Below are 22,465 nucleotides of genomic sequence, written 5' to 3'. Positions count from 1 at the left end.
TTCATTGCCTGGCGCGGTGTTTACCTTATTCCTGATTCTCGCCGCGCTCGCGGGCAATGGCGCGGTAGCCAATGTCCTTGCGATAGAAACAGCCTTCCCAGTCAATCGTAGCCGCCAACTTGTAGGCCTGCTGCTGCGCAGCGTCGACGCTGGCCCCCATGGCTGTGGCGCACAACACACGACCACCGGCCGTCACCACCTGACTATCCATGAGTGCAGTACCGGCGTGGAAAATCTTGCCTTCCAGTGCGGCGGCTGCATCCAGCCCCTTGATGGCTGCGCCTTTGGCGTAGTCACCAGGATAGCCGCCAGCGGCCAGGACGATGCCGACGCTCGGACGTGGATCCCATTGCGCTTCTACTTTATCCAGCGCCTGCGCCAGGGCGGCTTCGACCAGCAGCACCAGGCTCGACTGCAGACGCAGCATCACCGGTTGGGTCTCAGGGTCGCCGAAACGGCAGTTGAATTCGATGACTTTTGGGTTACCAGCCTTGTCGATCATCAGGCCGGCGTACAGGAAGCCAGTGTAGACATTGCCTTCTTCGGCCATGCCGCGCACGGTCGGCCAGATCACCAGGTCCATGACGCGCTTGTGCACGTCGGCGGTGACCACGGGTGCCGGGGAGTAAGCACCCATGCCGCCGGTGTTTGGACCGGTGTCGCCGTCACCGACGCGTTTGTGGTCCTGGCTGGTGGCCATCGGCAGCACGTTCTTGCCGTCGACCATGACGATGAAGCTGGCTTCTTCGCCGTCCAGGAATTCTTCGATGACCACGCGCGAACCCGCATCGCCAAAGGCATTGCCCGCCAGCATGTCGCGCACGGCGTCTTCGGCTTCAGGCAGGGTCATGGCGACGATCACGCCTTTGCCGGCGGCCAGGCCGTCGGCCTTGATCACGATCGGAGCGCCTTTTTCACGCAGGTAGGCCAGGGCTGGCTCGATTTCGGTGAAGTTCTGGTAGTCGGCAGTCGGGATCTTGTGGCGAGCCAGGAAGTCCTTGGTGAAGGCTTTCGAACCTTCCAGCTGTGCAGCGCCGGCGGTCGGACCGAAGCAATCGAGGCCGCGGCTGCGGAACAGATCCACAACACCGGCAACCAGCGGCACTTCAGGGCCAACGATGGTCAGCGAAACGTTTTTCTCGGCAAAGTCTGCCAGTTGCTCAAGCGCCAGTACGTCAATGGCGACGTTCTCGCACTTGGCTTCGATGGCGGTACCGGCGTTGCCCGGAGCCACGAACACCTTCTGCACGCGCGGATCCTGAGCCACTTTCCAGGCCAGGGCGTGTTCACGGCCACCGCTGCCAATGATCAAAACATTCATTTCAAAAACCTCGGATGACGCAAATTCTGTTGAGCACCGCAAAGATGCTTTACCTGTGGGAGCGAGCTTGCTCGCGATGACGGCGGCAAATCCAGCATCAATGTGTCTGAACGGACGCTATCGCGAGCAAGCTCGCTCCCACAGTTGATCGGTGTATCAGTGACGGAAGTGGCGCATGCCGGTGAAAACCATCGCGATGCCGGCTTCGTCGGCAGCAGCAATCACTTCGGCATCACGCATCGAGCCGCCTGGTTGGATCACGGCAGTCACGCCCGCCTTGGCCGCATTGTCCAGACCGTCGCGGAACGGGAAGAATGCGTCGGAAGCCATCACCGAACCGGCTACCTGCAAGCCAGCATGTTCCGCCTTGATGGCAGCAATGCGCGCGGAGTTTACGCGGCTCATCTGGCCGGCGCCGACACCGATGGTCTGTCGGTTCTTGGCGTAGACGATGGCGTTGGACTTCACGTACTTGGCGACTTTCCAGGCAAAGATCAGGTCATGGATTTCCTGCTCGCTCGGTGCGCGTTTGGTGACCACTTTCAGGTCGTTGGCGCCGATCATGCCGATGTCGCGGCTCTGTACCAGCAGGCCACCATTGACGCGCTTGTAGTCCCATGCGGCGGCGCGGTCAGTCGACCACTCGCCGCAGGCCAGCAGGCGTACGTTGGCTTTGGCGGCAACGATGGCGCGGGCTTCTTCGCTGACGCTTGGGGCAATGATCACTTCGACGAACTGACGCTCGACGATGGCCTTGGCGGTTTCGGCATCCAGTTCGCGGTTGAAGGCGATGATGCCGCCGAACGCGGATTCGGTGTCGGTGGCGTAGGCCAGGTCGTAGGCCTTGCGGATGCCGCCTTCGGCATCAGGACTGACAGCCACGCCGCACGGGTTGGCGTGCTTGACGATCACGCAAGCCGGCTTGACGAAGCTCTTCACGCATTCCAGCGCGGCGTCGGTGTCGGCCACGTTGTTGTACGACAGTTCCTTGCCTTGCAGTTGGGTCGCGGTGGCGATACCGACTTCGGCAGGCTTGGCCTCCACGTAGAACGCCGCGCTCTGGTGCGGGTTCTCGCCGTAGCGCATTTCCTGGGCCTTGATGAACTGGCTGTTGAAGGTGCGCGGGAATTCGCTGCGACCTTCGGTGCTCAGGGTCTCGGCAGCCTGGTTTACGGTGCCCATGTAGTTGGCGATCATGCCGTCATAGGCCGCGGTGTGTTCGAAGGCCTTGAGCATCAGGTCGAAACGCTGAGCGTAGGTCAGGCCACCGGCCTTGAGGTTTTCCAGGACACTGGCGTAATCGCTGGCGTTGACCACGATGGCCACGTCTTTGTGGTTCTTGGCTGCCGAGCGGACCATGGTCGGGCCGCCGATGTCGATATTCTCGATGGCGGTCGGCAGGTCGCAGCCAGGCTTGTTGATGGTGGCTTCGAACGGGTACAGGTTGACCGCTACCAGGTCGATCGGCTTGATGCCGTGCTCGTTCATGATGGCGTCGTCGATGCCGCGACGACCGAGGATCCCGCCGTGGATTTTCGGGTGCAGGGTCTTCACCCGGCCGTCCATCATTTCCGCAAAACCTGTGTAATCCGCGACTTCCACTGCGGCAACGCCGTTGTCCTGCAGCAGCTTGAACGTCCCGCCGGTGGAGAGGATCTCGACGCCCAGGGCTTCAAGCTCCTTGGCGAATTCGAGGATCCCGGTCTTGTCGGAAACGCTGATCAAGGCGCGGCGGATCGGCAGGCGGGTGGTCTGGTCGGTCATCTCAATTTCCATCAAAAGCAAAGGAAGTCAGCAAAAAAGGCGACCGGTTTACGCGGGCGCCTTTCTGGTTTGATTGAATGCTTACAGCAAGTCGTACTGCTTGAGTTTCTTGCGCAGCGTGCCCCGGTTCAGTCCGAGCATCTCGCTGGCCTTGGTCTGGTTGCCCTTGACGTAATTCATCACGCACTCGAGCAGGGGAGCCTCGACTTCGGAGAGCACCAGGTTGTACACATCCGTGACGGCAGCGCCCTCAAGGTGGGCGAAATAATTGTGCAGCGCCTTCTCGACACTCCCGCGAAGGGTCTGGCCTTCTTCGCTCGGCGTATTGAGGTGCTGTTTCAAATTTACGTTGTCGCTCACGGGTGTTGTTCCACTCACTAAAGTCTCGGTCATCATCGTCATGCGGCCACCCACTCTCCGTCCCCTGTCAGGCTCTTGTAACGCTCGGCGAAAAACGCCCGAACGTTGGCGCATTGTGTATCCGTACCATCCAAACGATTGAAGTGGGCGCGAAACTCCCTGGCGCCCGGCAGGGTTGCGAGATACCAGCCCACATGCTTTCGAGCAATGCGCACACCCATGACATMGCCATAGAAGGCGTGCAGGGCGGCCAGATGCTCTAGCAGAATGCGTTCCACCTCGATCAGTTCCAGCGCCGGGAGCTTCTCGCCGGTACGCAGGAAATGGTCGATCTCGCGAAAAATCCATGGCCGCCCCTGGGCAGCCCGACCAATCAACAAACCATCGGCACCGGTCGCGTCGAGCACGTACCGGGCTTTTTCCGGCGAATCGATATCGCCATTGGCGAAGACCGGAATCGACACCGCCTGCTTGATCGCGGCAATGGTGTCGTACTCGGCTTCACCGGTGTACAGGTCGGCACGGGTGCGGCCATGCACCGCCAGCGCCGTAATGCCTGCCTGTTCGGCGATCTTCGCCACCGTCAGGCCGTTCTTGTTGTCCCGGTCCCAACCGGTCCGGATCTTCAGGGTAACCGGCACATCGACCGCAGCCACGACGGCCTGCAGGATCTCGGTTACCAGGGATTCATCCTTCAACAGTGCGGAACCGGCAGCCTTGTTGCAGACTTTTTTTGCCGGACAGCCCATGTTGATATCAATAATCTGCGCGCCCATTTCAACGTTGGCACGGGCGGCGTCCGCCAGCATCTGCGCGTCCCCACCGGCGATCTGTACCGAGCGTGGCTCGGGATCACCTTCGTGGATCATGCGCATGCGCGACTTTCGGGTGTTCCACAAGCTCATGTCGCTGGTGACCATTTCCGAGACGACCAGTCCCGCGCCCAAGCGCTTGCACAGCTGACGAAAGGGCTGGTCGGTGACGCCCGCCATGGGGGCGAGGATCAAGCTGTTGTGTAATGTGTATGGGCCGATGCGTACCGCCGACATAGGACTTCCCTGTTGTGGGGCCGGATCATGAGAGTTCGAAAAAGGGTTGGCATGATACCCGCTCTCGATGACTGGATAAAGGCTGAATTGAACAAAATCTGAACAGTTATTCTGTTATTACCCATGGTTTGGTTGGCCAGGGGGAGTCAGAGCGCCAATGTCAATCCGGGTGCAAAGAAGCGTTTCACTCCGGAGAGTGGAAGCTCAGACTGTAGTTCACGGCCTTGGCGCCGGGGTCGAGAATGTCCAGGGCGATGTGGATCGGCGTTTGCGGGGGCATTTCCGCCATGCCTTCGAGGTCGCCATTGAGGTACTCGCCGGGTTTGAAGCGGCGACTGGCGATCAGGTGGCCATTGAGGTCGGCGAAGCGCAGTTCCAACAGCGGGAAGGGCTGGGAGAAGGGCGCGCGGTTATAGATGATCGCATCGACCACCAGGGCGCCATTGAACTCGGGATGGCTGCGCACCACCAGGTTGCTGCTCTTGATTTTCGCGATGTCGACCTTGGAAGGCACGGTGCAGCCGATTTGCGGGCACAGTTGCTGGAACCACGGGCGATACTGATCCTGTCGCGCCAGTTCGTCGAAATGGTAGGCGATGTACTGGCCGGCGAGGGCGCCAGCAGCAATCAGCACCAGCAGCAACCATAACAACCGTCGGCCCCAGGGCGAGCGGCGTTTTTGCCAGTCCAGTTGCAGTGGGTCGTCGGTCAGGTCTTGCAGCACTTCGGCACGCACGCCCGGCTCGCTACGTTCGCGTCGCTTGCGCAGCGGTTCGATCGAGGGCAGGTTGTCGTCGGTTTCGTTCTCGTCGGCGGCTGACAGGCGTTCGTGGTTCAGCGGCGCATCGAGAGGGTCGTTCAGGCGCAGCTGGGGTGGTTGCGGCTCGTCGTCGAGATCAACCGGTTCCAGGGACAGCGAAGGTTCGGTGCGCGAGGTTTTGCCCGGTTCGATCGTCGGCTCTGGCGTTTCAAGGCTGTCGAGCGGTTCGTCGAGAAGCGCACGGTCGGCCGCCGACTCACTGAACAGGCTGTCGGACCACGGCTCCTCGTCATCCTGCCCGGAGCTGTCGCGGCGGGCGCTCAGCGAGTCGTCGCGATGGCGGCCGAGCTCGGTGGCCGGCTGGATTTCTCGCTGTTCGAGCCGGGCGAGTTCTTCGTCGAGGTCGAGACTGTCCAGATCCAGCTCGGTGGCGCTCCACTGCTTTTGGCTAATGGCGCGCGGCGGCGATGCTTCGAGGGGCTGCGCAGGCTGCTCAGGCGGAAGCGGCTGCGTTGCCGGTGGTTCCTTGCCGGCCTGCTCAAGCAGCTGCCTGGCGGCATTGAACACCTGCAGGCAGGAGCCGCAGCGAACCACGCCACGCGCCACGCTCAACTGAGCATGGCTGACGCGGAAGCTGGTTTGGCAATGCGGGCACTGGGTGACGAAGCTATCGGTCATGCGGCTTTCCGGATTATGCAGACGGCCATTCTAGCGCCGACGGCCAGTGATGCGTACCCAGCCATCGCGATTGGCGATCGGATCCAGATCGAAGTCCCTGGCGTAGGCGGCAGCGACTTCATCGCCCTGTTCGGCGAGGATGCCCGACAGCGCCAGGCGACCGCCGGACTTGACCAGGCCGGACAACTGCGGTGCCAGGGACACTAGCGGGCCGGCGAGAATGTTGGCCACCAGCACATCGGCCTGAACCTGCGGCAAGTCTTCGGGCAAATACAGCGGGAAGAGCTCGTCAGCAATATGGTTGCGCCCGGCATTGTCGCGGGAAGCTTCCAGCGCCTGCACGTCGATGTCGGTGCCGACCGCGTTCTTGGCGCCCAGCAGCAGGGCGGCAATCGCCAGGATCCCCGAGCCGCAACCGAAGTCCAGGACGTTGCAGTCCTTCAGGTCCTGACCGTCGAGCCATTCCAGGCACAGTGCGGTGGTCGGGTGGGTGCCGGTACCGAATGCCAGGCCCGGGTCCAGCAGCAGATTCACTGCGTCAGGCTCTGGCGCGGCGTGCCAGCTCGGCACGATCCACAGGCGCTGGCCGAACCGCATTGGCTGGAAACCGTCCATCCAGCTGCGTTCCCAGTCCTGGTCTTCGATCACTTCGCTGTGGTGTTCAGGTAACGGGCTGCCGGTCAGCAACTCCAGATGGGCCAGTACCGGGCCGGGCTCGGTGCCACCTTCGAACAGGGCCAGCAGGTGCGTGTGCGACCACAGCGGCGTGGTATTGAGTTCCGGCTCGAAGATCGGCTGATCTTCGGCGTCCATGAAGGTCACCGACACGGCGCCCACTTCAAGGAAAGCGTCTTCATAGGTTTCGGCTTGTTCTGGGCTGATGGCGAGACGTACTTGCAGCCAAGGCATGGCGGGCACCTTTGAAAAATATTGATTGCAGCCTAGCGGGCTGCGAGAAGCGCGCAAGTTTACGCGAGAGTGCGGGTTTTGTGGGAGTGGGTTGACCTGGGGTTGTCGCCCCCCCCCGGTTAACCCCGGAACTCTGTGGGAGCGAGCTTGCTCGCGATGAGGTCGGTACATCCAGCATGGATGTTGACTGATACACCACTATCGCGAGCAAGCTCGCTCCCATAGGGAATGTGCGAAACCTTTAGATACAACAAAGCCGCCCGAAGGCGGCTTTGTTGATCGGGTCGAAGCTTAGTGCTTCTCGCCAGCCAGCTTGTGCTCGAGGTAGTGAATGTTCACGCCCCCTTTGCAGAAGCCTTCATCGCGGGTCAGGTCGCGGTGCAGCGGGATGTTGGTCTTGATCCCGTCGACCACGATTTCGTCCAGCGCATTGCGCATGCGCGCCATGGCTTCGTCACGGGTTGCGCCGTAGGTGATCAGCTTGCCGATCAACGAGTCGTAGTTCGGCGGAACGGCATAACCACTGTACAGGTGCGAGTCGACACGAACGCCGTTGCCGCCTGGAGCGTGGAAATGCTTGACCGTGCCCGGGCTCGGCATGAAGGTTTTCGGGTCTTCGGCGTTGATCCGGCATTCCAGCGCGTGACCGCGGATGACCACGTCATCCTGGGTGAACGACAGCTTGTTGCCGGCGGCGATGCTGAGCATCTCCTTGACGATGTCGATGCCGGTGACCATTTCCGAAACCGGGTGCTCTACCTGGACACGAGTGTTCATCTCGATGAAGTAGAAGCGACCGTTTTCGTACAGGAACTCGAAAGTGCCTGCGCCACGGTAGCCGATATCGATGCAGGCCCTGACGCAGCGTGCGAGGACTTCCTCACGTGCGTTCTCGTCGATGCCCGGTGCCGGCGCTTCTTCAAGCACCTTCTGGTGACGACGTTGCAGCGAGCAGTCGCGGTCGCCCAGATGGATAGCGTGGCCCTGGCCATCGGAAAGTACCTGGACTTCCACGTGACGTGGATTGGTCAGGAATTTTTCCAGATAGACCATCGGGTTGCCGAACGCCGCGCCTGCTTCGGAGCGGGTCAGTTTCGCCGAGGAAATCAGGTCTTCTTCTTTGTGCACAACGCGCATGCCGCGACCACCGCCGCCGCCAGCGGCCTTGATGATCACCGGGTAACCGACTTCGCGACCGATGCGCAGAGCGGTTTCTTCATCTTCCGGCAGCGGGCCGTCAGAACCCGGAACGGTCGGTACGCCGGCAGCGATCATGGCGTGCTTGGCCGATACCTTGTCGCCCATCAGGCGAATGGTTTCGGCTTTCGGGCCAATGAACGCGAAGCCGGATTTCTCGACCTGTTCGGCGAAGTCGGCGTTTTCCGCAAGGAAACCGTAGCCTGGGTGAATGGCGGTGGCGCCAGTCACTTCGGCCGCGGCGATGATTGCCGGAATGTGCAGGTAGGAGTGGGCGGCCGATGCCGGACCGATGCAGACGGATTCGTCTGCCAGGCCCAGGTGCATCAGTTCCTTGTCAGCCTTGGAGTAAACGGCGACGGTCTTGATGCCCATTTCTTTGCAGGCGCGCAGGATCCGCAGGGCGATCTCACCGCGGTTGGCGATCAGAACTTTTTCCAACTTCGCAGTCATCAAAGGCTCTCCGCGGTTCAAACGATGGTGAACAGCGGTTGGTCGTACTCAACCGGCTGGCCGTCTTCGACGAGGATGGATTCGATCACACCGCTGGTTTCAGCTTCGATGTGGTTCATCATCTTCATGGCTTCAACGATGCACAGGGTGTCGCCTTTCTTCACGGTCTGGCCGACTTCCACGAAGGATGGCGAGGATGGCGAAGACTTGCGATAGAACGTACCGACCATCGGCGAACGGGCAACGGCGCCGTTCAATGCTGGAGCGGCGGCGGCAGCAGGTGCAGCAGCGGCAGCCGGAGCAGCGGCAGCGACAGGCGCGGCAGCCGGAGCATGCATTGGAGCCGGCGCGTAGTACTGCTGAGCCGGGGTCTTGCTATGACGGCTGATGCGTACGGACTCTTCGCCTTCCTTGATCTCGAGCTCGTCGATGCCGGACTCTTCCAGCAATTCGATCAGTTTCTTAACTTTACGGATATCCATGAATCATCAACTCCCAAGGGTCGGTCAGGGGCGGTTAACTTGTTGTTCAAGCTGTTCCAGGGCGGCCTCCAGGGCCAGTCGATAACCGCTGGCGCCAAGGCCGCAGATCACTCCCACCGCTACGTCGGAGAAGTAAGAGTGATGGCGGAAAGGTTCGCGTTTGTGCACGTTAGACAAATGCACTTCGATGAATGGGATGCTCACCGCCAGCAGCGCGTCACGTAATGCGACACTTGTATGTGTAAAAGCTGCTGGGTTGATCAGAATGAAGTCCACGCCTTCGCTGCGGGCAGCGTGAATGCGGTCGATCAATTCGTACTCGGCATTGCTTTGCAGGTGCAGCAAATGGTGACCGGCTTCGCGGGCACGGCGTTCCAGGTCCTGGTTGATCTGCGCCAGCGTCGTGGCGCCGTAGGTGCCCGGTTCACGGGTGCCGAGCAAGTTCAGGTTGGGTCCGTGCAGAACGAGTAACGTCGCCATCGGCGGTTCCTATGTTATCTGTGAGCAATTGTCAGAACCCGGCGACTATGCCGCAAAGCCTTTGTGACTGTCCAGTTCTCTGCAATAGCCAGCACGATGACCGATGTTTGCGCGAAGTATATGACTGCTTGATTAAATTTGGTCATTCGCCCTGGCAACACGTTCGGCGAAGTCTTTGGCATTGATCTCGCCGATCACCCGCACATCGGTGCGTTCGACGCCGTCCTTGCCGAAAAACATCAGGGCCGGTGGGCCGAACAATTGATAACGGTCGAGCAGGCTGCGTTGCTCGGCGTTGCTGGCGGTGATGTCGAAGCGGATCAGCCGGTAACCCTTGAGGCGTTCGATGACGACTGGGTCGTCCAGCACCTCATGCTCGATGACTTTGCAGCTGATGCACCAGTCGGCGTACCAGTCGAGCAGCAGCGGCGTGCCGGATGATCGTGCGTCGGCGAGTGCGCGGTCCAGATCGGCCGGCGTGCTGACGGTTTGCCAGGCGCTGGAGTTTTGCACAGGTCCGCTGTTGTCAACGATACGAGGCTGGCCAATCGGGTTGAGCGGGTCGGTCTGGCCGCTGAAGGCTCCGTACCAGCAGGCCAGCGCGTAAAACAGCAAGAACATGCCGAGCAATTGGCCCAGACGCTCGCGCGGTGGTTTATAGACGAACTCCAGCGCCCCCAGGAACAAGCCCACGCCGCCGGCCAGCAAACCGATCAGCAGCAAGGTGATCTCACCCGGCAGGACGCGGCTGAGCAGCCCGACGGCCAACCCGAGCAACAACACGCCTATCGCGTTTTTCACGTAGACCAGCCACGGGCCGCTTTTCGGCAGCCAGGCTGCGCCACCGGTGGCTACCAGCAACAGCGGAGCGCCCATGCCGAGTCCGAGCGTGAACAGTTTCAGGCCGCCGCCCAGGGCATCGCCACTGGCGCTGATGTACAGCAGCGCACCGGCCAGTGGCGCCGAAACACAGGGTGAAACCAGCAAGCTGGAGACCACGCCCAACACCGCGGCGCCCCACAGTGACCCGCCTTCGGTGCGGCCGGCGATACGGTCCAGGCGGCTGCTGATGGCGTGCGGCAACTTGAGTTCGAAGACGCCGAACATCGCCAACGCGAACAGCGCAAAGAACATCGCGAACGGCACCAGCACCCAGGCCGATTGCAGCCGCGCCTGCAGATTTAGCTGGGCACCGAACAGGCCCATCAGCGCACCGAGCAGGGCAAAGCAGGCGGCCATCGGCAGCACATAGGCCAATGAAAGATTGAAACCGCGCCAGCCACCGACCTGGCCGCGTAGCACCACGCCGGACAGGATCGGCAGCATGGGCAGCACGCATGGCGTGAACGTCAGGCCCAGGCCGGCCAGGAAAAACAATGCCAGTTCGCGCCAGCTCCATGGATAAACCGTCGCCGGAGCGCCGCTGCCGTCGATGCTCAGGCGCTCGGTTTCCGGCGGATAGCACAGGCCTTTGTCGGCGCAACCCTGATAGGTCACGGCCAGGGTGAAGGCGCGTTGATCGGTGCGCGGTAGCTCGACGTCGAGAATGCCGTGGTAGACCTCGACGTCGCCGAAGTATTGATCATGCTTTTTCTGGCCGTCGGGCAGTTTCGCCGCGCCGAGGACGACGTCGGCCGGATCGGCGCGAAATTGAAAGCGGTGTCGGTAGAGGTAATAACCTTCGGTGGCGACGAACCGTAGCTTGATCGATTGCGGCGTGCTGTCCACCAGACTCAGCTGGAACGCTTCGCGCACCGGCAGGAAGTCGGCGCTGTTGTTGATCGAGCCCAGGGTCGAACTGGGTCGGTTCTCCAGCAAGCCAGTGGCGCTGGCCGGCAGGGCGAACACTAAAAACAGCAGGCAAAGCAAACGGCGCATGACAATCTCGCGTATCGGAATTGGGGGGATGATAGCGGACGGCGGCGTGGTATGCAGGAGGGGAGTCTGAGGTGTTTGTTCTGACGCCATCGTCGGAACGCCGCCCGGACCAAGCTCGCTCCCACAGGGGATTTGCGTCGTGCACAAATCAAATGTGGGAGTGAGCTTGCTCACGATGGCGGTCTGTCAGACGCGAAAGGCTTGAACGGCGGTATGCAGTCGCCCACCCAGCACCAGCAAATTCTCTCCTTGCTCACGTCCTTCGCCAATGCGCAGCAAGTTATCCCCACCCAACTGGTGAATTCGCTCGCTGTGGTCACGGATCTCACTGACAGCACCGCTCTGCTGGGCGGTGACATCGGCGATGCGTATCGCCGTGTCGGAAATGGTCTGGATCGCCCCGACGATTTTATCCAGCGCGCCATCGGCGGCCTGGGCCTGGTTGGCCGTGGCTTCGGCGTGTTCGACCTGGGCGCGCATGCCATCCACCGATTGCCGTGCGGCGGTTTGCAGCCCTGCGATCAGCGCCTGGATTTCTGCCGTGGCCCCGGCGGTACGTTGCGCCAGTGAGCGCACCTCTTCGGCCACCACGGCAAAGCCTCGGCCCATTTCCCCGGCCCGGGCCGCCTCGATGGCGGCGTTCAAGGCCAGCAGGTTGGTCTGGTCGGCAATCGAGCGGATCACCGTCAACACGCCGCCGATGGTGGCCGATTCTTCGGCCAGGTGTTCGATCATTTGTGCATTGCCTTGCACTTCATCCACCAACGCATGCAGGCCGGTGAGGCTCAGGCCGATGACTTTCTGTCCATGCTCCACGGCCAGGCCGGCGTGGCGGCTGGCGTCGGCGGCCTGGCTGGCATCGCCGGCGACTTGTTGAATGGTCGCCTCCAGTTCGCTGAGGGAGTCGCGGATCAGTGCTGTGTCGCCGGCCTGATGCTCGGCGCCGCTGTGCAGGTCGTTGCTCAGGTCGGCCAGGGTGCGGCTGCTACCGGCCACCTGTTCGGCGTTGCGACGAATGGTCCCCACCAGATCCACCAGATAGGCGCGCAAGCGGTTGAGCGAGGCTTCAATGTCATGCAATTCGCGGTTGGTGTTGCCCAGTTGAATGTCGCGGCTGAAGTCGCCTTCGGCCCAGGTCGACAGGGCTGGGGCGAGGTTGGTCAGGGTCCGGGCCAGTTTGCGCTGCAGGGTGTCGATCAGCAGCGCGATCAACAGAATCAAACCGATCATCACACCTTGCATCAGCCGCACTTCGCCCTGGATCTGCCCGTGCTGGGCGCGCACCACCGGTTCCAGCCCGGCAATGGCCTGTTGCACGTCGGCGATTTTCACGTGAGTCGCGGCGCTGAGGTCGGCGCGTTTCTGGATTTGATCGCGAGTGCGCGTGAGCTCGGCCGGGTAGCGGGTGAGCAGGCTGTTCAGTTCGCGCTTGAGGCCGACGCCAGCATCTTCGGCGACGGTTTTTTCCTTGTTCTCAAGGCCCATCATCGAGGCGAAATCATCGGTGTTCGACTCGTTGCTGGTAGTCACGCCCAGCAAGGGCAGGGCGTCCAGTTTTTCGGCCTGGGTACGGATGTTGGCGACTTCGCGCTCAACATCGACGGCCAGTTCACTGCGGCCGCTGCTGACCAGTTTGTCCCGGGCCAGCGACAATTTGCCCAAGTGCTGCGACGCGGTAAGCAGCGGCGTCAGGTAGGCTGCGTTGCCGCTGGCGTACTGGCTGAGCTGATCGAGACTGGCACCCAGTTCGCGCTCGGCCTGCAGCAGCAAGGCCTGCGGATCGCCGGCCAGTTTGCCGGCGGCCAGCAGGTCGGTTTTGCTGAATTCTTCAAGGGTCGACAGGCTGGGGCGCAACGTCTCGGCCAAGGCCGGTGGCAATTCGCCGAGTTCTTTTTGCAGGCTGTCGATGCCTTGGGCGGCACTGCTCAGGCGCAGTGCATCGCCGCTGCCAAGGTAGTCCTCGACGCTGCGGGCCACTTCATTCTGAAATTGCTGCGACAAGCCCAGGTAGCGCTCCATTAATAGATACGGACGCTCAAGGGCTTTTTGCGACCACCACAGCGTAGCGCCGAGGGCCACGCACACGGCCACCAGAAGGAGGGTATTGAGATTGGTCAGCAGCTTCAGGCGCATTACGGACTACCAACGACAGAAATGGTAAGTGCCTGAAGTTATTGCGTTTCTGTTACAGGGTTATGACCGTATCGGTCGATTCCGATAAAAAAGTGGCACTTTGCTTTGATGTGCGTGCGGCCTGTACGCGATTGCGTCCGCCGTGTTTGGCGTGATACAGCGCTTCGTCAGCCTGGCTGGCCATTATCAGGCTGTCGGAGCTTTCGCAAAGCTCAACCACTCCGGCGCTGAAGGTGCACCACAGATCCTCGGGTTGAGCGGGGTAGTGAATCTCGGCAAAACGCTGGCGGATTTCATCGAGCACGTTGTAGGCCGCTTCGATATCGGTGTCCGGCATAACGATGGCGAACTCTTCGCCACCGTAGCGGCCGATGAAGTCGCTTTTGCGCAGGCGTTGCTTGAGAAACAGCGCCAGGCTCTTGATCACCCGGTCGCCCATGGGGTGGCCGTGGCTGTCGTTGACCCGTTTGAAGTGATCGATGTCGAGCATGGCAAAGCTCAGCGGCTTGCTTTCGCGGCGGGCGCGGAACGAGCAGTCTTCGAGCAATTGCAGGATATGCGTGTGGTTGTACAGGCCGGTGAGACTGTCGCGGACCATTCGTGCCTTGAGGTTGCGTGCCCGTGCCGCGCGATTACGCACGGTGGTGATCAGGTGCCGGGGCTTGATCGGTTTGGTCAGGAAGTCATCGCCGCCTTCGCTCATGGCGTCGAGCTGTTTGTCCAGGTCGTCTTCTGCCGACAGGTAAATGATCGGCACACTGACGTAACGGTCGTTATGGCGGATCACCTTGGCCAGTTCCGTGCCGGTGCAGGCTGGCATGTACATGTCGAGGATGATCAGGTCCGGCTGGAAATCCGCCAGTTCGGCCATGGCCTGGATCGGCTCGATCAACGTCCGGGTGACGATTCCTGCACTGTTGAGCAGGCGCTCGGTGTGCAGGGCCTGGGCGCGGGAGTCGTCGATGATCAGCACTTTATATGGTTCGTACTGGGCAACGCAGGTCAGGACTTCGATCTTCTCCAGCAGGCTCGACGCTTCGAGGGTGCCGGTGAGAAACTCCTGGCCACCGGCGCGCACGGCGGCGAGTCGGGTCGGGGTGTCGGTTTCGTGCAGGCTGAAGAACAGCAGCGGCAAGCGGTGGTCCAGGCCTTCCTGGGCTTCGGCGGCCAGTTTCAGGCCGACGCCGGGGCCGCTGAAATCCACGTCCATGACCATCGCCGCCGGCAAGCGCTCGACCATCGATGAGCGAAACGTGTCTACGCTGTCCAGGGACTGGGCGCTGAGCCCGAAGAATTCCAGTTGTTTGGCCAGGCGCTCGGCGCGGCCGTGATCCTGCAGCATCACATAGACGGGCTTGCGCAGCGGTGGCAGGAAGGTCTGATCGAGTTGGTCGCCGTGGCGCAGGCCGGTACGTGACAGGCGCTGCATCAAGCGATTGAGGTCGGTGATCAGGCCGCTGCTCAGGCGTCCGCGATTGGCGTCGACCGCCTCCAGGGACTGACCGATGTGGCGTGCCAATTGCGTGTGTTCCGGTTGTTCGAAACGCTCGGCGAAACGCAGCAGGCGCAGATTGGCCTCGCTCAATTCCGAAAGGTCGGCGGTGGACCACTCACTGCGTTGCAGGCGCTGCCATATCTCAAGAATCTGACGAGCCTGATGAATTACCCGCTGGGCAAAATGGTGCTTGAGGCGCTCGCGGCTGGGGTCTTCTGGCTCGGTCATATCCTGACTACTAGTTAGGGTGCACGCTGAGGTCGACTGGTGGCTCTATGCTAGCACCACTTTTCCATTACATGAGTGCTGTACGTCAATAATCTGCAATGTGGCTTCATTCAATTTGTGACCGATCGGTCTGACTCTGGGCTGTTTAGTCGCCGTGTGCGCAGGCGAAGTGCCGTGAATCAGGGCGCTTGACGGGCGCAGGGCGGCAATTGGCGGGTAACAGACCATTGGCCATTTACGGCTGTCTGAGCGGTGTGGATCGGCCAGTTTTTATTGGCCTCAGGGGGCAGGGATTCCCTTGGGGCGTGTCATCCAAACCATTAGGAGGATTTCGACGGCAACACAGTCATCTGGTGGGCGGGAACTCTTTTCATCCGCAAGACCGGTAATTTTCCGCATCGGTGCGATGGCGGGTGCCGGGCCAAGGCACGTTGTTGTATGGTTGTGGTCGAACCGTTGACCTCAAGAGCTTGAAAGGATATCGCTATGCTGGACTGGAAGAACCGCACAGGCAGTGCGCCTGAACGTGCCGCTGAACCGAAGTCGGAGACCCGCAGTTATCTGGGCGGTCTGCTGTTCAGCCGGGCGCTGGCCACTTTGCTGGGCATCTACCTGTTGGTGGCGAGTGTCCTGGGCTGGTACTGGAGCCAGGAGCCGGCGCTGTTCCCGGTCCAGCAGACCGCTCAACTGGCGGCCGAGAAAGAAGGCAAGCAGATGGTCGTTGGCTACACCACAGTGGAAACCCTGAAGACCGTCGCCGGCACCTTGCTGACCAAGCCGGGCGGCTATATTTCCAACGACCGATTCCCGCCAGGCCTGTGGATGGACAACATGCCGAGCTGGGAATACGGCGTGCTGGTGCAGGTCCGCGACCTGAGCCGGGCAATGCGTAAAGACTTCGCCCGTTCGCAGTCGCAGTCCGCCGAAGACGCCGACCTGGCCAAGGCCGAGCCGCGTTTCAACTTCGACAACAAGAGCTGGGTGCTGCCGTCCAGCGAGTCCGAATATCAGGAAGGCATCAACTCCCTGAGCCGCTATCAGGCGCGCCTGTCCGATCCGAACCAGAAGAGCGCGCTGTTCTATGCCCGCGCCGATAACCTGAACAACTGGCTGGGTGATGTCGGCACCCGTCTGGGTTCGCTGTCGCAACGACTGTCGGCCAGTGTGGGCCGGGTCAAGCTCAACACCGCGTTGAAAACCGAGGTGGTGGCACCGGGCGTCGCGCCGCAGGTCGACGAAGAAATCGTTGAAACCCCATGGCTGCAGATCGACAACGTGTTCTACGAAGCCCGCGGCCAGGCCTGGGCGTTGTCGCATTTGCTGCGCGCCATCGAAGTCGACTTCGCCGATGTGCTGGCCAAGAAGAACGCCACCGTCAGCGTGCGCCAGATCATTCGTGAACTGGAGGCGTCGCAGGAGCCGGTATGGAGCCCGATGATCCTCAACGGCAGCGGCTTCGGCGTACTGGCCAACCACTCGCTGGTCATGGCCAATTACATTTCCCGGGCCAACGCCGCGGTGATCGATTTGCGTCAATTGCTCAATCAGGGCTGAGTCATGGTCGATAACGCCAGAGAAGCCGCGCACCGCGCGGCGTCCGATGCCGAACAGATCGCCTGGGTCGACGAACAGGACAACCTGCTCGGCGCCCTGGTCCGTTCCGACTTGCGCGAGCGCGGGCTGATCGGGCGCGGCACCTACATCATGTTGTTCAATTCCGCTGGCGAGTTGTGCGTGCATCGCCGCACCCTGAGCAAGGCGATCTATCCCGGTTACTGGGACGTTGCGGCGGGCGGCATGGTGCTCGCCAGTGAAACCTACGCCGAGTCGGCGGCCCGGGAGCTGGAGGAAGAATTGGGCGTGAGTGGCGTGGAACTGACCGCCCATGACCACTTTTTCTTCGAGGACACCGGCAATCGCCTGTGGTGTTCGGCGTTCTCGGCGGTGTGGGATGGTCCGTTGATCCTGCAACCGGAAGAGGTGCTCGAAGCGCGCTTTATCCCCATTGATCAGGTCATGCTGGAAATCGGGCAAAAGCCTTATTGCCCGGACTCTCTGGCTGCGTTGAAGCGCTATTTGCGCTCACGCCGGAACGACGTCGCAAAACAGCTATAAATTGGCGCCGATTGGCTCTTAGCAATCGGCGTTTTTGCCGTTACACTGCGCGACCTTTTCAAACTGAACCGGTATTGCTTGTTGTTGTAGGAGCGAGCTTGCTCACGATGGACGTCAACGATAACGCAGGCATCCAGAATGAACGCATCGTCTTTGAGTTCATCGCGAGCGAGCTCGCTCCTACAGTGAAGTGAATGTTGTACCGATTCAGTAGCGCTGCCCCTGCCTGAGTGGGGCTTCGCGGTCGATAGCACTTCCCAAGTGCTGCGACCAGTCTTTGTCCTCCGAAGAGGATTGCCGGTGGCCAAAAAAGCCGCATCCTTCGCCGCCTTGGGCGGCCTGGTATTTTCCACCGACGCAGGTCGTCATTGCCCGGAATGCAGTAAACCGGTGGACGCCTGCATCTGCAAACAGACCGTTATCCCTGCCGGCGACGGCATCGCACGCGTGCGTCGCGAAAGCAAGGGCCGTGGCGGCAAGACGGTGACCACCATCACCGGCGTGCCATTGGCTGAAGACGCGCTCAAGGAACTGGCCACGACGTTGAAGAAACGTTGCGGTACCGGTGGGGCGTTGAAAGACGGTGTCATCGAAATCCAGGGCGATCATGTCGAGCTACTCTTGGCAGAACTGATCAAGCTCGGTTTCAAAGCGAAGAAGTCCGGCGGCTAGCAGCCTCTGTGAAAACCACCCTCGGTTTGATCCGGTCCTGATGGCATTCAGGCCTGGCGTCAGCCACATGGTTTTCACAGAGCCTGTTCATGACCGGTTTCTAAACTCGTTGCGGTCGGCGGGGTCTATTGCCTCGTTGACGAACCGTCATTTTCATTCTTTAGACTGCGCCGGCCTGAACCCAGGCGACGCACTATGACTTCTTTATAGGGGACTTCGATGTCCGTACGACGCACACGCAAAGACGATGGCAGCCAATGGACAGTTGCGGACAGCCGCAGTGTTTACGGGATTCGCCATTGGGGGGCCGGGTATTTCGCGATCAATGACGCCGGTCGCGTCGAAGTTCGTCCGAACGGTCCGAGCAGCTCGCCTATCGACCTGTTCGAGCAAGTCGACCAGCTGCGCAAAAGCGGCCTGTCCTTGCCGTTGCTGGTCCGTTTCCCGGACATTCTGCAAGACCGCGTGCGTCAGCTGACCGGCGCGTTCGACGCCAACATCGAGCGCCTGGAATACCAGAGCAAGTACACCGCGCTGTACCCGATCAAGGTGAACCAGCAGGAAGCGGTGATCGAGAACATCATCGCCACCCAGAACGTTTCCATCGGCCTGGAAGCCGGGTCCAAACCCGAACTGCTGGCGGTGCTGGCACTGGCGCCGAAGGGCGGCACCATCGTCTGCAACGGTTACAAGGACCGCGAGTTCATCCGTCTGGCGCTGATGGGCCAGAAGCTCGGCCACAACGTGTTCATCGTGATCGAGAAAGAATCCGAAGTTGGTCTGGTGATCGAAGAAGCGGCCTCGCTCAAGGTCAAGCCTCAGGTCGGCCTGCGCGTGCGCCTCTCGTCCCTGGCCTCGAGCAAGTGGGCGGACACCGGCGGCGAGAAATCCAAGTTCGGCCTGTCGGCCGCGCAACTGCTGTCGGTGGTCGAGCGTTTCCGCGCGGCCGGCCTGGACCAGGGCATTCGCCTGCTGCACTTCCACATGGGCTCGCAGATTGCCAACCTCGCGGACTACCAGCACGGCTTCAAGGAAGCGATCCGTTACTACGGCGAGTTGCGCAACCTTGGCCTGCCGGTGGACCACATCGACGTCGGCGGTGGCTTGGGCGTGGACTACGACGGCACGCACTCGCGTAACGCCAGTTCGATCAACTACGACATGGACGATTACGCCGGCGTCGTGGTCGGGATGCTCAAGGAATTCTGCGACGCGCAGAGCCTGCCGCACCCGAACATCTTCTCCGAAAGCGGCCGCTCCCTGACCGCCCACCACGCCATGCTGGTGGTGCAGGTGACCGACGTCGAGAAACACAACGACGATGTGCCGAAGATCGATAACAAGGAAGAGCTGCCGGAAACCGTTCAGTGGCTGGTTGACCTGCTAGGCCCGACCGACATCGAAATGGTCACCGAGACCTACTGGCGCGCCACGCACTACATGAGCGACGTGGCCACTCAATACGCCGATGGCAAGCTGACCCTGGCGCAAAAAGCCCTGGCCGAGCAATGCTACTTCGCCGTTTGCCGCCGCCTGCACAACTCGTTGAAGGCCCGTCAGCGTTCCCACCGTCAGGTGCTCGACGAACTCAACGACAAGCTGGCCGACAAGTACATCTGCAACTTCTCGGTGTTCCAGAGCCTGCCGGACACCTGGGCTATTGGCCAGGTCCTGCCGATCCTGCCGCTGCACCGTCTCGACGAAGAGCCGCTGCGCCGTGCAGTGCTGCAAGACCTGACCTGCGATTCCGACGGCAAGATCAAGCAGTACGTCGACGAGCAGAGCATCGAGACCAGCTTGCCGGTGCACGGTCTGAACGAAGGTGAAGACTATCTGCTGGGGATTTTCCTGGTGGGTGCCTACCAGGAAATTCTCGGCGACATGCACAACCTGTTCGGTGACACCGACTCGGTGAACATCTACCAGAACGCCGACGGCAGCGTGTACCACGCCGGTATCGAAACCCACGACACCATCGAAGACATGCTGCGTTACGTGCACTTGTCGCCGGAAGAGCTGATGACCCACTACCGCGACAAGTGCGCCAGTGCCCGCATCAGCGCCACCGAGCGCACGCAGTTCCTCGATGCCTTGCGTCTGGGGCTGACCCGTTCGTCTTACCTGTCGTCCTGAGGTAAGCGTCACGCTTATCAGGTTGTCTGAAAATTTTCCGTTTGCTGCGGAAATTTCAGATGACCTGGTGGGCCGATTCTTTTTTTTCAAGCGAAACTGCCCACGTCCTTGGCAATCCATGCCATTTGGTCTTCTTTTCGCGTAGGTCATTTCCTAAGTTGTACTTCGGCACTCTACTCGGCCATGTCTCTCAGCGAGAATCCCCGGCCGCCCCTCCTGTAGAGAAACGCCGATGTTCAATCCAGTCAGCGAACCGTCATTTCGTCTGGATGTAGCAGGTCTGCCCGACTCCTTTGAGGTCCTGGCCTTTACCGGTAAAGAGGCCATCAGCGAGCCGTTCGTGTTCGACCTGGAACTGCTGATCGATGACCCGGTGCTTGACCTTGCCAGTTTGCTGTACCGCCCGGCCTCGTTGCATTTCGGACCAGACGGAAGCCACGTGCATGGACAATTGCATGAACTCGTCCAGCGTGATCATGCCTCGGGACCCCGGCTCTGCCAGGTGCGTCTGGGGCCAAAACTGGCTTGCCTGGCCCAGCGCTTCAGCCAACGAATTTTCAGCGCCCTTTCAGTGCCGCAAATCCTCGACCGGGTGCTCAAGGAGCACGGTATTACCGGCAAAGATCGACGCCTGGCGCTGAGCTGCGAATACCCGCCCCGGGATTTCTGCACGCAATATCGAGAGTCGGATCTGCAGTTTCTCCAGCGACTGTGCGCCCAGGAACGACTTCACTACCACTTCGAACACCGGGCCCGCGGGCACTGTGTGGTGTTTGGGGATGATCATCGGCATTTTCCAACCGGCGAACCTGCGGTATTGCGCAGCGAGGGCGATCGGCCGGCGGTGCGGCAGTTCGAACGTCTGCACTGTGGTGGGACAGCGGTGCAGAGTGCCGAATGCCGGACAGACCTGGCGACCTTGCGCAGCGGTCGGCTGATGCCGCTGTCCGGTCATCCGGTTGCCGAATGCAATCGCCTCTGGTTGCTGACCCACGTTGAGCATTGGGGCAGTCAGGATACGGCGAGGCCTTACCACAATCAGGCCCGTGCTCTGCAGTGGCCGACACCCTTCGCGCCGCCCTGTGTGACGGTCAAACCACAAATGCATAGCCTGCAACGGGCGTGGGTCGTCGAGGTCGATGAACCAGGCCCCGACCCGGCAAGGCCGGTACCGGTGCAGTTCGACTGGCTTTATCAGGGCGAAGGGGCTGCGCCCAGCCATTGCTGGTTACCCCTGGCCAGGCAACTGCAGGCATCGACGTTCTTGCCATTGCGGGAAGGGACTGAGCTGGTCGTGGGTTTTGTCGAGGGCGATCCCGATCAACCGCAGATAACCGGGCTGCTGCATGCGCCGGCAAAGGTCGAAGTGACGGACGCTGACACCCCCCAGCCCGGCTGCACCCATGATGAGGGCCTGGAGCAATGGTTGCGGTCGGGGGAGCCATTGCTGGTGTTGTGCCTGCTGCCCGGCGGTGGCAGCTTCAACCATTGCGCACAGGCGTTGTGTACCTGTCGTCTGGCGACGCAGCTTGGCCAGAGCTCTGGAGCATGATCGCCACACGCAAGCCCGAGGCACCCCCGCAGTGGCTGTTGCTGGATGTACCGGGCACGCCGCAGGCGGGTGTCACACTTCGGCAGATGTTTGCGCAAGCCCGGTGGTCAGGGTTGTTCGAAGGTACGGAGTGGCATGCGCTGCATGAGCAGGGACCGGTCCTGGTCGATCTGCGTACCTGCCCGGCACTGGCCGACTTATGCATCGTCGACGGACAACGCTGGCCCGGATTGCTGATGGTCAGCGAGGCCAGCGCTGCGTCGTTGCTGACGCATTTGCAGCGCATGCTCACGGTCACGCTTGGCCTGCACCGGGCCCTTTTGAGCTACTACAACCCGATCACGGCGAGCTATTTCTTCGATGCCTGCGATGCCGTTGAGCTGAGTCGCTGGCTCGGGCCCATCAACCAGTTGCGCTGGTTCGGTGGCAGCTGGGCCGACCGCGCGACGGGATGTGAGGGCTGGCAGCGCTTGTCCAACCCGGGGCTGGCGGTCAGTCCGTTGGCAGTCGAGGAGAACCTCAGTGCCGGGCAACAGGAAAAACTGCAAACCTGCCTGCTCGAGCAGCAGGCCTGGCGCTGGAACCAATCCACCGGTGCCGATTTCTCCCGCCTGAGGGCCCATGTGCAAGAAGGGGTGGCGCTGGGTTTCAGCGAGCGCCCGGTGCTTGATGGCTGGATATGGCTGCGCTTGCAGTATCCCGACGCCGTGCCCGTGCAGCCGCTGCCGGGGCGGACTCAACAGGAGCGCCTCGATAGCCTGCGTCACTTGTGGCAGAGCGATCCACCCTGGTCATGAGGTTGCCCC

Annotated in this window: 18 protein-coding genes; 6 read left to right on the top strand and 12 right to left on the bottom strand. The window is 61.2% G+C overall.

From position 1 onward, the window contains the following. Positions 1 to 25: 25 nt before the first annotated feature. From purD to gcbA, 12 genes are all read right to left on the bottom strand, one after another. The gene (purD, locus tag AC1DRN_RS04130) at positions 26 to 1,321 is read right to left on the bottom strand and encodes a phosphoribosylamine--glycine ligase (RefSeq protein WP_223462764.1); all 1,296 of its coding nucleotides are present in this window, start codon (positions 1,319 to 1,321) and stop codon (positions 26 to 28) included. Positions 1,322 to 1,477: 156 nt separating this feature from the next. Then, on the bottom strand, positions 1,478 to 3,085 hold the full coding sequence (gene purH, locus AC1DRN_RS04125) for a bifunctional phosphoribosylaminoimidazolecarboxamide formyltransferase/IMP cyclohydrolase (protein ID WP_223462765.1): 1,608 nt from the start codon (positions 3,083 to 3,085) through the stop codon (positions 1,478 to 1,480). A gap of 81 nt (positions 3,086 to 3,166) precedes the next feature. Beyond that, the gene (gene fis / locus AC1DRN_RS04120; protein ID WP_015093301.1) at positions 3,167 to 3,487 is read right to left on the bottom strand and encodes a DNA-binding transcriptional regulator Fis; all 321 of its coding nucleotides are present in this window, start codon (positions 3,485 to 3,487) and stop codon (positions 3,167 to 3,169) included. Then, positions 3,484 to 4,494 carry a tRNA dihydrouridine synthase DusB gene (gene dusB, locus AC1DRN_RS04115; RefSeq protein ID WP_477786634.1) on the bottom strand — a complete coding sequence of 337 codons (1,011 nt, stop codon included), beginning with the start codon at positions 4,492 to 4,494 and terminating at the stop codon, positions 3,484 to 3,486. Before dusB ends, fis begins: the two co-directional genes overlap by 4 nt. Positions 4,495 to 4,678: 184 nt before the next feature. Next, a complete protein-coding gene (locus AC1DRN_RS04110) occupies positions 4,679 to 5,932 on the bottom strand; it encodes a DUF3426 domain-containing protein (protein WP_223462767.1) in 1,254 nt (417 codons plus the stop codon). Between the two features lie 30 nt (positions 5,933 to 5,962). Then, positions 5,963 to 6,841, bottom strand: a complete 879-nt coding sequence (gene prmA, locus AC1DRN_RS04105; RefSeq protein WP_223462768.1) for a 50S ribosomal protein L11 methyltransferase — start codon at positions 6,839 to 6,841, stop codon at positions 5,963 to 5,965. Between the two features lie 291 nt (positions 6,842 to 7,132). After that, complete coding sequence (gene accC, locus AC1DRN_RS04100; protein WP_223462769.1) at positions 7,133 to 8,491, bottom strand: acetyl-CoA carboxylase biotin carboxylase subunit; 1,359 nt, start codon at positions 8,489 to 8,491, stop codon at positions 7,133 to 7,135. A gap of 17 nt (positions 8,492 to 8,508) precedes the next feature. Beyond that, positions 8,509 to 8,973, bottom strand: a complete 465-nt coding sequence (gene accB / locus AC1DRN_RS04095) for an acetyl-CoA carboxylase biotin carboxyl carrier protein (RefSeq protein ID WP_223462770.1) — start codon at positions 8,971 to 8,973, stop codon at positions 8,509 to 8,511. 24 nt (positions 8,974 to 8,997) lie between these two features. Beyond that, positions 8,998 to 9,453 (bottom strand): type II 3-dehydroquinate dehydratase, encoded by a 456-nt coding sequence (gene aroQ / locus AC1DRN_RS04090; RefSeq protein WP_007971361.1) that lies wholly within the window; start codon positions 9,451 to 9,453, stop codon positions 8,998 to 9,000. A gap of 132 nt (positions 9,454 to 9,585) precedes the next feature. Continuing rightward, positions 9,586 to 11,331 (bottom strand): protein-disulfide reductase DsbD, encoded by a 1,746-nt coding sequence (locus AC1DRN_RS04085; protein WP_223462771.1) that lies wholly within the window; start codon positions 11,329 to 11,331, stop codon positions 9,586 to 9,588. Between the two features lie 186 nt (positions 11,332 to 11,517). Then, on the bottom strand, positions 11,518 to 12,561 hold the full coding sequence (locus AC1DRN_RS04080; protein WP_457266120.1) for a methyl-accepting chemotaxis protein: 1,044 nt from the start codon (positions 12,559 to 12,561) through the stop codon (positions 11,518 to 11,520). Between the two features lie 955 nt (positions 12,562 to 13,516). Beyond that, positions 13,517 to 15,187: a diguanylate cyclase GcbA gene (gene gcbA, locus AC1DRN_RS04075; RefSeq protein WP_223462773.1), complete on the bottom strand. Its 1,671-nt coding sequence runs from the start codon at positions 15,185 to 15,187 to the stop codon at positions 13,517 to 13,519. 486 nt (positions 15,188 to 15,673) lie between these two features. On the opposite strand from gcbA, the gene AC1DRN_RS04070 reads away from it, so the two are divergent. From AC1DRN_RS04070 to AC1DRN_RS04045, 6 genes are all read left to right on the top strand, one after another. Beyond that, positions 15,674 to 16,741, top strand: a complete 1,068-nt coding sequence (locus AC1DRN_RS04070; RefSeq protein WP_108219840.1) for a DUF2333 family protein — start codon at positions 15,674 to 15,676, stop codon at positions 16,739 to 16,741. Positions 16,742 to 16,744: 3 nt separating this feature from the next. Beyond that, positions 16,745 to 17,302, top strand: coding sequence for an NUDIX hydrolase (locus AC1DRN_RS04065; RefSeq protein WP_223462774.1), 558 nt, complete (start codon positions 16,745 to 16,747; stop codon positions 17,300 to 17,302). 300 nt (positions 17,303 to 17,602) lie between these two features. Next, complete coding sequence (locus AC1DRN_RS04060; RefSeq protein ID WP_007991289.1) at positions 17,603 to 17,974, top strand: translation initiation factor Sui1; 372 nt, start codon at positions 17,603 to 17,605, stop codon at positions 17,972 to 17,974. 219 nt (positions 17,975 to 18,193) lie between these two features. After that, a complete protein-coding gene (speA, locus tag AC1DRN_RS04055) occupies positions 18,194 to 20,107 on the top strand; it encodes an arginine decarboxylase (protein ID WP_223462775.1) in 1,914 nt (637 codons plus the stop codon). 232 nt (positions 20,108 to 20,339) lie between these two features. Continuing rightward, on the top strand, positions 20,340 to 21,659 hold the full coding sequence (locus tag AC1DRN_RS04050) for a contractile injection system protein, VgrG/Pvc8 family (RefSeq protein WP_223462776.1): 1,320 nt from the start codon (positions 20,340 to 20,342) through the stop codon (positions 21,657 to 21,659). After that, entirely contained in the window at positions 21,656 to 22,456 is an 801-nt protein-coding gene (locus AC1DRN_RS04045) for a DUF4123 domain-containing protein (RefSeq protein WP_223462777.1), read from the top strand. The genes AC1DRN_RS04050 and AC1DRN_RS04045 overlap by 4 nt, the downstream gene beginning before the upstream one ends. Positions 22,457 to 22,465 lie beyond the last annotated feature (9 nt).

It is taken from the genome of Pseudomonas sp. P5_B3 (genome assembly GCF_056400405.1).
This window is presented reverse-complemented; position numbering and strand designations above follow the sequence as displayed.